A 12,699-nucleotide genomic window follows, 5' to 3' on the forward strand; every position below is an offset into this window, starting at 1 on the left:
GCCGCCTGACTCGCCTAAAGTCCATGACTGCAGTCAGCGTCCCGCAGAGGGTTCCGCTTGCGGGCGGCCCTGCCTGTTGCAATAGGGCCTCGACCGCGCTCTGGTGAGCACGGGAAAAGTCGTCCGCTGATCGTCCGGCTTACGGTCATTGCTGTGATATTTTGAGGAAATGATTACCGGATCGGCTCAAAGCCATGCACAGGTTGGCAAACCGGTAGTTCTCTGAGGTTTCTGCGGTCGTCGCGACCGGGGCATCCGTTGTCTTTGCTTGAGCAGTCGTCTCGCCGCTCGCGGGGACCCCCGAATCGGGTGTGCCGTTCTCATGCCCACGCATCCGACGGTGTTCGCGCATTCGCCAGACGACTAGAGAAACAGGAGAGCATCATTTCAGCTACGTTCAACCACACCATCATCCCCTCGAAAGACCGCAACGAATCCGCGGCCTTCTACCGGGATCTCATCGAAGCGTCGGAAGCTCCTTCCTGGGGCCCGTTCGTTAACGTCCTACTCGACGGAGGGGTGATGTTGCAGTTCGCGGAACCGCCGGTCGAGATCCAGATGCACCACTATGCCTTCCTGGTCGACGACGAGCTCTTTGATCGCGCTTACTCGCGGTTGGTCGACTGGGATGTCACCCATTGGGCCGACCCTCAGATGACCCGCCCGGGCGAGACAAACACCGAACACGGAGGGCGCGGGGTCTACTTCAAGGACCCTGCCGGCCACGCGTTAGAACTCATCACCCGGCCCTACCTCTAGGCAATCTGGAATGGAAGCGCGAGTATTCGCCCAAGCGAATGAGCTGACCATATTCTCGTCTCACCCCTCAAGCTCGCGTGACTGATCGCGAGAGGACCAGGCTTGTCGCCTGGAGCCATGAGCTTCGCCGCGTGCACTCCAAGATGCGTGAAGCCCTGCAAGTTACCCAACAGGCTGTACGCGTCGGACAATCGGGAGCGCCTGCGACGCGCGAGCTGCTGATCTATTGTCGCGGGTTCTGCGCGGCACTAGATGGGCATCACCGAGGTGAAGATCGCGCTCTGTTTCCCGCGATCGAAGCAGCTCACCCGCACCTTGCGCCGGTCTTGCGTTCGCTGGAAAGGGATCACTCGATGCTCGCAAACCTCCTACAGTCGCTGGGCTCCGCGGTAGAGCGTGCGGCACCACCTGACGAACTTGAGCTTCATCTTGAAGGAGTGGCCGCGATAATGGAGAACCACTTCCGATACGAAGAGAGACAACTCCTCGTCGTGCTGGAAGGCCTCGAATTGCGAGCTGCGGTCAAGGACGTACTTGGGCCCCTGTGAACTTTCGCGTTTCGCGTTCCGCGAGCGGACGCTCTATGCGTGCTCCTGGACGTCGACGAGCCAGCCCTTGAGCGAGCGTCGGCCGTGCTCGGGCGGTGGCACAGCAGACTCTTCGACGCGAGGCAGCGGTTCGTCGTCGTCATCGATGCGATGCCGAACTCCCTGAGCCGGGGTTAACCTCGCTGTATTCGCAACTGGCTCGATCTCGATCATGTATTGAGAGGGCGAACGGGCGAGGAACGCTCCATTGCCGAATTCGCGGCCGACCACCGCCCGCTCGTCGCCGTCCGCTGCTTTGATCGATTCCGGCGGCGCACCGTGGCCGGGACGACGTAGGGACCAACGCTCGATGACGTCTTGCGTGACCTCGTGTACCGCGACTACCCGGCCGCGCACTCGATCGGTGAATTCTTCCTCATGGTGCGACTCCATCGCTTCCACCGTGGCGAATAGTTCCGGTCCGAGCATGTCAGCGAGAGCAGCATGCGGCGTTCGCGTCTCGATACCGAAGTCGATCTCATCGCCGGTGGCAAAAGCATCGCCGCAGCACGCCCATTCCCATTCCGTCAGCCACACGCGCGTCATGACCCCACGCTAGCCCATCGCCCAAGCCGCGACGCAGCTTACTCGTTAGGGGGCCCACCGCCGGTACGTTGTAACTGCCCGCAAGACGTTCCCCCGTCAGGCACCCGACTCAACTTCGATTGTGGTGCTAACGGAGCGCACCCCAGACGAATAAGGGGCTGCGCACATCTGCGCAACCCCTTATGTTTTGATCTCGGTCAGCTAATCCGGGTTGATGTTGCAGTCGACCGCGGCTACCGGACCGTCAACAAACGGGCCGTAGTGGGTGCCTCGGACGGTCGGGTAGGCGATCTGGTCGTAGTCGTACGTAGTCCCGGTCACGCATCCTTCGAATCCGTTGACCGTTTGCACTGCGTTGTAGGGACTATCTGTTGATGTGAACTCGCGTTGCTCGGTCATGATTCCACAGGGGAATCCATTGCACGTGCTACGGAGCACCATTCGGAGAGAGTGCGGATAGATCGCGTCGGCCGGCGCGCTGGAGCACGATTCTTGACCACCCCAGTAGAGCTCGTCGCCGAGTTTGGTGATGTCAACGAATGTGCCAGCGCAGATTCCCGCTTCGTATTGCGCACTCACGTTGCCCGGCGCGGCGTCGGAGGGCAGCTGGAGAACCCAGTCGCCCGAGTCGTATAGGTAGAACTCAGCTCCGTTGGCATCGGTTTAGATGTTAGTGACCTTGCCTTGGACATCGTTCTGCTGAAGAAATTCTTCAGAAACGTTCGGTGCCGGTGCCGGGGCGGGTTCTGCTGTTGCGGCTTGGGCAGGCGCCGCCATCACGACCGACCCAAGTATCAGAAGGCCGGCCGCGCTACTGATTATGCGCTTGAATCCAATTTTCATATTGATCCCCAATCTCTATGCGTGGACTGTTCGTGCTTCCACCCTTGCCTCAAGTTCGGGGGGTATTCAAGATTGACTTTGAGGCACGTTCTGTAACCGCTGTCGGGAATTGAATAGGGCGGCGACTCCCGGGTTCTTTTGCAATTCAGTGACCGTTTCAAGCGGTAGTTGTATCGCGACGGCGATCTGATCGGCTGAGCACCCCTCTCGGCCCCAATACTCAATCAATGCATCAATCTCCACGCCCGTGGTGTCGGGGATGCGTTCCTCATACCTAACTAATTCCCACAGTCGTTCGAGTCGTTGGATGTCCGCAGCCGGTATTTCTGCGCGGTGCGTCCTATTTGGCTTGTGCAACTCGAACTGCCAGCCAGGGTGGCGGCCATCGTCTTCAATCTCGTCTCTATTGACCAAAATCATCATCTCCTCGACAGTTCGGACACGTGTCTAAAGCCATTGTTGCGCGGAGCTGGTGCGTTGTCGCGCTATGCGTGCTTGTCACGGGGTCTTGTCAAAATGAGCCGTAGCTGTGTGTGTTGGGATGGCCTCGCCGAAAAATCGAATGGAACGACTGAGGAGCAGTGAACGTCACCCATCGGTGAACGGAGCGTCTAAGGCAAGGGCGTGGACGTAGCTCAGTACCGCATCCCGAATCAACTGTGACCGCGTTATCCCGTGGGTAGAGGCGACCTGACGCACTTTGGAGTTCGGCACAGCCGTCGTCCGAATTTTCCAGGCCACGTAGGCCAACCCAACAGCTTCGAGCCGACGGCTGCCGCGGGTGATCGTCACCGCGGCGTCGAGAGTATCCGCACCTGTCTAGTCAATGAGGGAACGCTGGGCGGCTTCGGCCGCGGCGTTCCCACGCCGGATGGTCCTGCCTTTGAGATCGGATGGCCCGCTTCGGCTCGTGCGGCCCGTGCCTGCGGATGAGGGACTCGCAATAGGTCGTCACGGGGGTTAGCTCGCCAGTGCGTGTTCGCTGACGAGCAACGGGAGGTTGAGGAGCCAGAGCAACCCGAGCTGAAAAATCCGCAGGGCCGCATCAGTATGGTTAGCGGCATGGATGTGTTTGGGTGGATTGCGGCAGTCGTGGGAGCCGTGGGAGCCGTGCTCTTCATCGCGTCCTTGATCCGCACAATTCGGGCCAACCCCGACACGAGAATCCCCTTCAGCCGGAATCCTCCGGTCACCCCGGCTGGATTCATCGCGATGCGGAGCATTGGCGCAGGACTCCTTGTCTTCGGCGGGGTCGCACTCACAAATGCCCATGGAACATGGAGCATGATCGTTGTCGTCGGCGTTGTTCTCGTCACACTGGCCGTAAACACCGTTCACAACCATCGCCTGACTGTCACAGCAAACCACTGACTGCGACGGTTCCCGTTCCCGCTGACGGTTCCGCTTACGGACGCTTTGTGTGAGTGACGTACCGTGAGCTGCTTGAGTCGTTCTGGCGCGCGCATCGTCCGTTAGGCGGTGAGCAAGGCGAGCGGGATGACCGCCACGCCATCTTGTCGACGATACGCATGGGTACCCGTGTTGATGACGACGAGGTCGACGATGTGGTCGGGGAGCGACTTCTTCAGCCAGAGCAGGTGGCGAACGTCGTGGTCGGTGATCGCGGATTTGAGCTTGACTTCAATGCCGACGGCTTCCGCGTCTCCTCGGTGGATGATGAAATCAATCTCGTGCCGCCCGTCATAGTCGCGGAAGTGTGACACCTTCGCGTCGTTCGCTGCGGCATAGGTCTGGAGGCTGAGGGCTACGAGTGCCTCGAAGAAATCGCCGAGGCGAGCCCGGTCGCCGGTGTTGGTCGCGGGCGCAGTGGCTGACATCAGTTTGGCCTCGTTGAGGCCCAGCAGGCGCGTGGAAAGTGCCGGATCCGCGAGAAAATGCTTCGGCGCGAGGGCCGCCCGTGACAGGAGTTTCTGACTGGGCGACCAGGCGTCGACTTGGTCAAGCAGGTAGAGGCTGCTCAGGACGTCCCGGTAGGTGATCGACGTCTTCTTTGTCGGTCCTGTTGGTTCACCGGGGTCGAGACTGGCACCGATCTTCGCGAACGTGGTTGCGGAGGCAGTGGCCGAGGCGTAACCGCGCAACCAGCCGCGCAATAGTTCCGGCTGGCGGATGCGGTGTCCCTGTTCGGTGAAGTCGTGAGTGATTACTCGCTCGATGTAGTCATCGAGCCACACTGCGCGGGCACGATCGGTCATCTGCCGGGGTTGTGGAAATCCCGAGGCGGTGATTTCGCGGACGTAGTCACGCAGCTCGACATCACTGGAACCGTGGATGTCCGAGATATCCGCGCTGAGCAGATCGCGGACGCGGACCGTGGGCGTCGCCAGGCTGCGTTCCGCGATGGAGAGTGGTCGCATCCGGAATCTGATGATGCGACCAGCTCCGGAGTGGAGGTGGTCGCCAACGGGTGCGGCACTGCCGGCCAAGATGAACCGTTCGCCGGCCGAGTCACTGTCGACGAGGCGACGAACACGGTCCCAGACCTCGGGGACATGTTGCCATTCATCGATGAGGACGGGGGTGTCTACTCGGCCCAAGTATTTCGGATCCGCACTGATCAACTCCCGCATTTCGGGGAGGTCCAAGTCGAGTATGGTCTTCGCTCGCTGCCGCCCGGTGGAGGTCTTGCCGATCGCGCGAGCCCCGTCGATAGAGATCGCCGCGAAGGAAGGGAACAACTCGTCGAGCGTGTCGTCGATGATCCGTCTCTGATACCCGTTCATTGTGATGACCCTTCCACGCACTTCGACTAGTACACCATTTTGAGCGTTTCAAAGATACCATTTTGAGCGATACTAGTCCACCGTATTGAGCGCTCGATGAGCGGGACCGCTCCACCGTTTTCAGTGTCCCGTAGGAGGTTCCCCATACGGGCAACTCGCTCAGCGAATCGACTTGAGGAATCACGCTTCAACGCGCCCGGTGGGCGTCCCGCTTACGGGCCGCCACAGAGGGATCGCACGACAAGTCCGGGCAGGGCATCAATGGTTGAACGTGCGTTCGTCTTTGGCGCGTGCGCTGACTGTCGTGATCGTGGACGTCAAGCGGGCGGTGCTGCCCGCAAAAGGCTTTGTGTGACGGGATGCGTTTACCCTAGGTGAGTACGATCGAGCCATGGCACAAATCGAGGATGATGACCGCCCAAGCCTGGAACCCATCCGTTCGGCACCGGAGGATCCACCTTTGCAGACACTGCTGCCCGGATTCGATCGACTCTCAAGGTCGTCATTTCGCAAGGGAACGCTCAGTCGGCGGAGAATCAATCGTGCGATTCTTCTCTTTATAGCTGTCGCGGGTGTGACAGGTGCGCTCATCACTGCCAGTGTTGTGCTCTGAAGGTTGGTCGAGCGGTCTCGAACTCCGATTCCGGCAGAATGATCGTATGGCGAGAAACGTGACTCCACTTCGGTCGGTGGGCCAGGACCCAAACGCGCCCGTTCTGCCCAAGGACGTCTGGCCCGCGACACTTGCCCCGATCGCGCAGCTCCTCAAGAACGGTCTCGAACTCGGCCCAGTAACCGTTTTCGTCGGCGACAACGGCGTCGGGAAATCGACGCTCGTCGAGGCCATCGCGGGTGCATACGGAATGGGACCAGAAGGCGGATCGACTGGGTCGCGGCACACCACCCGTAGGTCTGAGTCCACCCTCGCCGATCACCTGCAACTAAGCCGAGGACTCGGCGCCCGCCGGGGTGGCTTCTTCCTTCGAGCGGAGACGATGCACGGATTCTTCACCTATCTCGAGGACAACCCGGGCGGTAACGACCCGGTGTTCCACGAGCGTTCGCACGGTGAATCCTTCCTCGACCTCGTGGCCGCCCGGGCTCGTTACCCTGGCTTGTGGATCCTCGACGAACCGGAATCAGCACTCTCGTTTACGGGATCGCTCGCCCTACTATGCGATCTTCGGGACATCCTTGCCGCCGGAGGGTCTCAAGTGATTCTGTCCACGCACTCACCGATCCTGGCCTCGATTCCAGGTGCGGAGATCTACGAAGTCGGACCGTGGGGATACCGTCCCTGCGCCTGGGGCGACCTCGACCTGGTTCGGAACTGGCGATCATTCTTAGAGGATCCGCAGCGGTACCTCCGGCATCTAACCTGACCGAGGTGTCCCGAAAGGTCTTGTCCGCTGCCTGAGCCGTTTAGCGTTCCCTTTGCGGGATCACCTATCGGGATTCGTATATCTCGCGTCGATGTCCGAGTCGGAGGATGAGCACGATTAACAGGTCGTCGTGAATCTCGTAAATGATGCGGTAGTCACCCGTTCGGACCCGCCATTCGCCAGAGCCTCCTACGAGTTGGATCGCCTTGGGCGGCCGCGGATTGTCTGCCAAGAGGTCGATCGCTGCTTGAACTCTCCGGCGGACCTGCGGATCGAACTTGCGTAGTTGCCGTTCAGCTGCTGGTGCGATCTTCACCGAGTAAGTCATGCGAGGCCGAGGTCTGCTTTCACCTGTTCCCAAGGAGTAGGTTCGTTTTTCGTGCGACGCATCTCTTCACGGGATTCCTCAGCGGCACGAATATCGGCCATGTCTTCGGCCAATTCAATGAGACGCTCCAAATCGTCGACGTCGATAACAGCCGCGACTCGCCGCCCGCGGCGAGACAAGAAGACCGGCTCGTGCTCGGTACGAGCGCGGTCGATGATCGATGCGAGCTGGTCGCGTGCATCAGAAACGCTGACGGGGACCGTGGTTGACATGTTTCAAGCGTACATTCCACTTCCCAGATGTACAAGAGATCTTTAAATGTACAAATGGCCTCTCGCGCGGGGTTCCCGTTGCCGGACCAGCGAGTCCGGCAACGAGACTTTGGTTGAGGGCCCCGATCACTGGCCCGATTCGAACTGACGTTGAATAGTGCGGTAAACGGTCGACCGCGCGACGTTGAAGAGCTCCGCAAGTTCCGCGCTGGAGTGAAGGCCAGCGTTGTGGACTTCGATCAAGTGTTTCTGCTGTGGTCCCGACAGTTTGGGCTGCTTACCGCGAAGGTGCCCTTTCGCTTTGGCCACCTGCATTCCTTCGCGCGTTCTGGCGCGAATCAGATCCGACTCGAATTCAGCGACCATCGCCAGGACGTTGAAGAGGAGGCGCCCGACCGGGTCGTTCGGATCATGCACCGCTCCGCCGATACTCAGCTTCACATCTTTGACCGTCAGCTCGTCGATGATGTCTTTCGCATCCCTGAGTGACCGTGCGAGTCTGTCGAGTTTGGCGACGACGAGGGTATCTCCAGCACGGCAGGCGGCCAAGGCTTCGCGAAGCCCGGGTCGAGCTCGGTTCGTTCCGGTGAGACCATGATCGGTGTAGATCAGTGACGATCTAACGCCCAGTCGTTCCAGGGCGTTTTGTTGGGCGGTGAGATCTTGTTCCTCTGTGGAAACGCGTGCGTATCCAATTAGTAATCCATTCATGGCGAAACTGTTCCGCTTTGCGGTGAGCGGGTCAATAATCGTCGCGCTGGACGTCCGTCTATCGGGCGCTTTCGGAAGTGGCCGAAAAGTCGAGCGATGTCAGGTACTCTGCGTTGCCGCGCATGGCGGGCTTGTACCGGTCAATCTCTTCCGAATGCACATGGTCGGCAAGCAGACTGAGAAGGCTGCCGAGAGCGGTGTTGACACGGCCGGCCGCATGCAGGCTCAGAGATTCGAATGCGCCGAGGGCAACAGAGTCCGGAAACTCCCTGCGCGCTTGCGCGAACACCGTGACCGACTCATCTATGCGGCCAAGGTTGCGGAGGGTGCTCCCGTATTGGAGGTAGCACCGGCGACGCACGTCCCCGTCGAGCCCTTCGGTCATCGCTCGCTCGTAGAACCCCAGGGCGGTCGTCTCCTCGCCCGCGGTGTCGTACGCACCGCCTACTTCGTAGAGGACTCGGGGGTCACGCGGGTGCATCTCGTAGACATGGAGAAGGGCGGCAAGCGTTGGGCCCATATTGTCTCGGTCGCGAGCCGCGAAGATGCGGTCCAGCTCGATGTGCAGTTCGATACTCATTGATGAGTGGCTCCTCGACTCGTGCCGGCCGCGCAGACGCGCGTGCTCAGGCTAGCTGCCGGACTTGATTCATTTGTCGTTCCACTGGAAACGGGTCGGGGGTCGGCGTTGACACAAATAGGGTTGGGGGCATGTCGCATGCACTTGAACAGCTCTGGCCGCCGTTTGGATTGCTGATCGAATGCGGGTCACTCTCTCTGTCTCCCGTTCGAGATTCCGATTTGCCCGACCTTGTGGCACTCGCACACGAAGGGATTCACGACTCCGCTGCGATGCCATTTGATTTTCCATGGACGGCCGGGACCCCCGACGAAGTTCGATTAAGGCTCCTGCAGTTCCACTGGGGGCGACGTTCTGCCATGACGCCAGCATCGTGGCAACTTGAATCCACAGTCCGTTTCGAGGGAGAAATCGTTGGTTGCCAAGGAATTTCGACCAGTGACTATCTCGTGACGAGAACCGGCGAGACAGGATCGTGGCTCGGGGCGAAGCATCACGGACGGGGCATCGGCACGCTAATGCGCCAAACTCTCTGTGCATTCATGTTCGACCATCTAGATGCAGCTGAGGTCACGTCCGCAGCGTTCACCGACAACCCAGCATCGCTTGCCGTGTCGAGAAAAGTCGGCTACCGAGAGAACGGCCTGGTTCGCCGCCGGCGGCGCGAAGGTGAGATGGCTTTGAGCCAACAACTGACATTGACTACCGAAACGCTCAACAGATCCGATCAGGAGTTCCGCGTCACGGGCGTGCCTCAGCTACGTGAGTTCCTTGGGCTCGAATCGGTTTAGCCGCACGAATCACCTCATTAATTGCACCGCGCGTGCAGGTGCCCAGTAGACGTTCCCCTGTGACACAACGTCGGCGTACTCGGCCGCCAGCTGGTTCGGCGCCAGATCTGTCGCGCTCGACGTCCGGCTTGCGGGAACAAAAATGATCCACCGGACGACATCCAGTGCGTCAACATGGTCGGGAAAACTCGCTTTTATCCACCCAGCCCGCAGGGTTCATCCAGCTGCCATCTTGCGGGCTGAATCAGGCTCCGCCCGCTAGTCATTGTCTGAGGCGGATGGTTGTGGCGGCTGCCATCCCTCCTGCTTTCGGATTGCTCGTTGGATCCGCCGACTGATCTCGCCCAGCTGACCTCGTTGGGCGCTTGTGAGGGGATCGAGGACTAATTCCTTGACCGAGAGGGCTTGCACCGGAGTGGCCGTGTCGAGCATCTTTAGCCCGGCGTCGGTCAGGGTGGTCAGGGTTGACCGCCCGTCCACGGGGTCTCGGGTGCGCTGTACCCAGCCCCGGCCCTCAATCCGCGACACTGCTCGAGACAGCCGCGAGAGCGAGCTGTTGGCATAGTCAGCCAGAACAGTCATCCTCAGCGCGCGGTCCGGTGCGTCAGCCAAAGCAAACAGGATGCCGTACTCAAAATGCGTGAGATCGAAACTACGAATGAGAGGGGCGTCGAGGGCCGGCGGCAACCATTCCAGCACTGTCGCAAGGGCCGCCCACGTCGCGAGGTCATCTCCTGTGAGACGGTTCGGGTCGCTGGAATCACTCATACTTACAGAATACAAGTTACTTGACTGGGCAATCAAATAAGATTAGTTTTTACTTGACTGAGCAAGTAAAAATTGAGGGGTTCGTACAATCATGGACATGCAGCTGGCAAACAAACGCGCTTTTGTAAGCGGCTCAACGCAAGGGATCGGGTATTCGATCGCGAAGGCTCTTCTCCGGGAGGGCGTTGCGGTGGTGATCAATGGCCGTGACGACAGCCGGCTCCAGCAGTCGGTGAAGAACCTCGAAGCCGAAGTGCCTGGCGGGAACGTGACGGGTATTGCGGCGGACTTCGCGGACGCCGCAGACGTGCGGCGGCTCCTCGATTCGCTCGGCGGCGTCGACATCCTCGTCAACAACGTCGGCCTCTTCGAGGTGCAGCCTTTCGCCGAAATACCCGACGACGACTGGTCGCGCTATTTCGACGTGAACGTGATGAGCGGAGTCCGCCTATCCCGAGCGCTGCTGCCGGGGATGATCGACGAAGGATGGGGCCGGATCATCTTCATTGGGAGCGAATCAGGTGTAGCCATACCCGCTGACATGACGCACTATGGTGTGACCAAAGCAGGGATGCTCGCGTTGAGTAACGGCCTCGCCAAGCTCACCCGCGGTACCGGCGTGACTGTCAACACAATTCTCGGCGGCCCGACTTACTCAGACGGCGTCGCCGATACCATCCGCGACATCGCCGAGGCGCAACGACTCTCGACGGATGATCTGAAGGCGGTCATCATTGGCGGGAACCAGACGTCTCTCCTCGAGCGCTTCATTGAGCCTGACGAAATCGCGAACCTCGCCGTGTATCTCTCCAGCCCGCTCTCCTCTGCAACGAACGGAGCTGCCGTGCGCGCTGACGGTGGAGTACTGACCGCAATGCTGTGACCGGCGCAGGGGGCAGCGCCGCCCTCCGAAGCTGTCATGAATTCCCGCCCGCGCGGGATCATTTATTTGTGCGGGCGGGGATCCCGCACAGGCGAACGAATTTGTCGCGCGGCACGTTCGGCTTACGGGTCAATTCGATGCGTCTGATCCTCCGCGGTCTTTTTCTTCTTGGCAATCAAAGCGATGACCGCGCTAGCAGCTGAGAGGACGGCTAGCAGCAGAGCGAGAACCAGACTAAAAACATGCCCTCCGTTGGTTCCCGTGTCTCCGCTCGCGATCGCAATTATCTGGATCGTTGCGTTTGCAAGCCAAAGCACGACCATTGCGAGGCTGAGCCCGACCTGGTGCCTGCCGATCCACAAAAGCATCCGTCTGCCAGTCATGGTGTCAATATATCCGTGTGATCTTCCAATTCCTACGAGTCCGATAGGGGTTCCCCTTACGGAGTCACGTCGTTCTGAAATCGGGCGACCAGGCCGGCGATGCGAGGAAACTACCGGAGGGAGAATTCCTTCGTTGCTAAGGAATGCCGAAGGCCAAGGCGCACGGCTGGCCATTCACTCGCAGTGATGGAAAATACAACCGTGTCGCGCAGAGCGCCGTCCGGTCCAACTGAGTGGCTGCGCAGCACTCCATCTTCCTTTGCGCCCAAAGCGGCTATCGCCTTTCGTGATTGGCGGTTGTGCCAGTGAGTGCGAAACTCGACGGCAATGCAGTCCAGAGCGTCGAAGGCGTACCCCAGTTGGAGGAGCTTGGCCTCTCGGTTCGCGCCCGTGCCTTGAGCGCTTTTCGCCAGCCAAGTCGAGCCAATTTCTAATCGCGGGGCATCGGTGCTCGGGTTCATAAAGGTTGTCATTCCGACGATCCGTCCAGTTGACGCGAGCCGAGTGGCCCACGGCAGCATTTTTCCTTGCTCATGGAGGCTAAGCCGGCGTTCCACCTCCGAGGTCATCGCGTCGGGGTGCGGAATAGAGGTGTACCACGCACGCCAGAGTTGGCCGTCGTTCGCAGCGCCACGGAGCTCGGCGACGTGATCGAATGACAGGGGCTCAAGGGTTACGAGCGATCCCGAGAGCGGGGGCGATTCAAAGAGATCCATGGTCCGACACTATGGCACCCGGATAACCCGTGCGTCTCGGTCGGGATGAGCCGCACTAGAACTGAACCCGTAAGAGGGTCCGCTACCGGAAAGTAGCTGTCCCGTAGGGGGGGTCCCCATACGGGCAACTCGCTCAGCGAATCGACTTGAGGAATCACGCTTCAACGCGCCCGGTGGGCGTCCGCTCACTGCACCACCTTAGGCCGGCCCAGTTCATGGGGAGCGGAATCGATTTCGGCCACGTGATAATCACCTGAGCACGAGCGTCACGCTCGTGCTCAGGTGATGCCTACTCAGGGGTGGTCGTCTCCGCGCATGCGCACGGCAACGACGAGCCCGGATGCCGCGGTCAGCGCCGCGACCACGGCCACCGCGGTCGGGATGCCGAAGGCGTCGGCGAGCAGCC

The 12,699-nt window shown here is 60.2% G+C and carries 16 protein-coding genes; 6 read left to right on the top strand and 10 right to left on the bottom strand.

Going from position 1 to position 12,699, the window contains the following annotated elements; all coding sequences use genetic code 11:
* Positions 1–309: 309 nt before the first annotated feature.
* Both QMK22_RS15470 and QMK22_RS15475 read left to right on the top strand, forming a co-directional pair.
* Positions 310–759: a VOC family protein gene (locus QMK22_RS15470; RefSeq protein WP_349361222.1), complete on the top strand. Its 450-nt coding sequence runs from the start codon at positions 310–312 to the stop codon at positions 757–759.
* Between the two features lie 77 nt (positions 760–836).
* A complete protein-coding gene (locus QMK22_RS15475) occupies positions 837–1,307 on the top strand; it encodes a hemerythrin domain-containing protein (RefSeq protein ID WP_283498546.1) in 471 nt (156 codons plus the stop codon).
* Positions 1,308–1,340: 33 nt separating this feature from the next.
* Here the strand turns inward: QMK22_RS15475 and QMK22_RS15480 are convergent, their stop codons facing one another.
* The gene (locus QMK22_RS15480; protein WP_283498547.1) at positions 1,341–1,892 is read right to left on the bottom strand and encodes a DUF6578 domain-containing protein; all 552 of its coding nucleotides are present in this window, start codon (positions 1,890–1,892) and stop codon (positions 1,341–1,343) included.
* A 909-nt stretch (positions 1,893–2,801) separates the two neighbouring features.
* Positions 2,802–3,158, bottom strand: a complete 357-nt coding sequence (locus tag QMK22_RS15485; RefSeq protein ID WP_283498548.1) for a hypothetical protein — start codon at positions 3,156–3,158, stop codon at positions 2,802–2,804.
* A gap of 552 nt (positions 3,159–3,710) precedes the next feature.
* Here QMK22_RS15485 and QMK22_RS15490 point away from each other — a divergent pair.
* Entirely contained in the window at positions 3,711–4,106 is a 396-nt protein-coding gene (locus tag QMK22_RS15490) for a hypothetical protein (protein ID WP_283498549.1), read from the top strand.
* A gap of 101 nt (positions 4,107–4,207) precedes the next feature.
* On the opposite strand, the gene QMK22_RS15495 is transcribed toward QMK22_RS15490, so the two are convergent.
* Positions 4,208–5,479, bottom strand: a complete 1,272-nt coding sequence (locus QMK22_RS15495; protein ID WP_283498550.1) for an ATP-binding protein — start codon at positions 5,477–5,479, stop codon at positions 4,208–4,210.
* Between the two features lie 659 nt (positions 5,480–6,138).
* Between QMK22_RS15495 and QMK22_RS15500 the strand changes: the two genes are divergently transcribed.
* Positions 6,139–6,861 (top strand): AAA family ATPase, encoded by a 723-nt coding sequence (locus QMK22_RS15500; RefSeq protein WP_283498551.1) that lies wholly within the window; start codon positions 6,139–6,141, stop codon positions 6,859–6,861.
* A 64-nt stretch (positions 6,862–6,925) separates the two neighbouring features.
* On the opposite strand, the gene QMK22_RS15505 is transcribed toward QMK22_RS15500, so the two are convergent.
* The 4 genes from QMK22_RS15505 to QMK22_RS15520 form a co-directional block, all read right to left on the bottom strand.
* On the bottom strand, positions 6,926–7,189 hold the full coding sequence (locus QMK22_RS15505) for a type II toxin-antitoxin system RelE family toxin (protein WP_283498552.1): 264 nt from the start codon (positions 7,187–7,189) through the stop codon (positions 6,926–6,928).
* A complete protein-coding gene (locus tag QMK22_RS15510) occupies positions 7,186–7,461 on the bottom strand; it encodes a type II toxin-antitoxin system Phd/YefM family antitoxin (RefSeq protein WP_283498553.1) in 276 nt (91 codons plus the stop codon). The genes QMK22_RS15505 and QMK22_RS15510 overlap by 4 nt, the downstream gene beginning before the upstream one ends.
* Before the next feature lie 126 nt (positions 7,462–7,587).
* The gene (locus QMK22_RS15515; protein WP_283498554.1) at positions 7,588–8,172 is read right to left on the bottom strand and encodes a recombinase family protein; all 585 of its coding nucleotides are present in this window, start codon (positions 8,170–8,172) and stop codon (positions 7,588–7,590) included.
* A 58-nt stretch (positions 8,173–8,230) separates the two neighbouring features.
* Complete coding sequence (locus QMK22_RS15520; protein WP_283498555.1) at positions 8,231–8,752, bottom strand: tetratricopeptide repeat protein; 522 nt, start codon at positions 8,750–8,752, stop codon at positions 8,231–8,233.
* A gap of 131 nt (positions 8,753–8,883) precedes the next feature.
* On the opposite strand from QMK22_RS15520, the gene QMK22_RS15525 reads away from it, so the two are divergent.
* Entirely contained in the window at positions 8,884–9,543 is a 660-nt protein-coding gene (locus QMK22_RS15525; RefSeq protein WP_283498556.1) for a GNAT family N-acetyltransferase, read from the top strand.
* A gap of 258 nt (positions 9,544–9,801) precedes the next feature.
* Here the strand turns inward: QMK22_RS15525 and QMK22_RS15530 are convergent, their stop codons facing one another.
* Positions 9,802–10,311, bottom strand: coding sequence for a MarR family winged helix-turn-helix transcriptional regulator (locus tag QMK22_RS15530; protein ID WP_283498557.1), 510 nt, complete (start codon positions 10,309–10,311; stop codon positions 9,802–9,804).
* Between the two features lie 97 nt (positions 10,312–10,408).
* Here QMK22_RS15530 and QMK22_RS15535 point away from each other — a divergent pair, with 97 nt between their 5' ends.
* Positions 10,409–11,194 carry an SDR family NAD(P)-dependent oxidoreductase gene (locus QMK22_RS15535; RefSeq protein WP_349361228.1) on the top strand — a complete coding sequence of 262 codons (786 nt, stop codon included), beginning with the start codon at positions 10,409–10,411 and terminating at the stop codon, positions 11,192–11,194.
* 122 nt (positions 11,195–11,316) lie between these two features.
* On the opposite strand, the gene QMK22_RS15540 is transcribed toward QMK22_RS15535, so the two are convergent.
* The gene (locus tag QMK22_RS15540; RefSeq protein WP_283498559.1) at positions 11,317–11,577 is read right to left on the bottom strand and encodes a hypothetical protein; all 261 of its coding nucleotides are present in this window, start codon (positions 11,575–11,577) and stop codon (positions 11,317–11,319) included.
* Positions 11,578–11,687: 110 nt separating this feature from the next.
* Positions 11,688–12,293 carry a GNAT family N-acetyltransferase gene (locus tag QMK22_RS15545; RefSeq protein WP_283498560.1) on the bottom strand — a complete coding sequence of 202 codons (606 nt, stop codon included), beginning with the start codon at positions 12,291–12,293 and terminating at the stop codon, positions 11,688–11,690.
* Positions 12,294–12,699 lie beyond the last annotated feature (406 nt).

It is taken from the genome of Cryobacterium sp. PH29-G1 (genome assembly GCF_030063365.1).
Lineage (GTDB): Bacteria > Actinomycetota > Actinomycetes > Actinomycetales > Microbacteriaceae > Cryobacterium.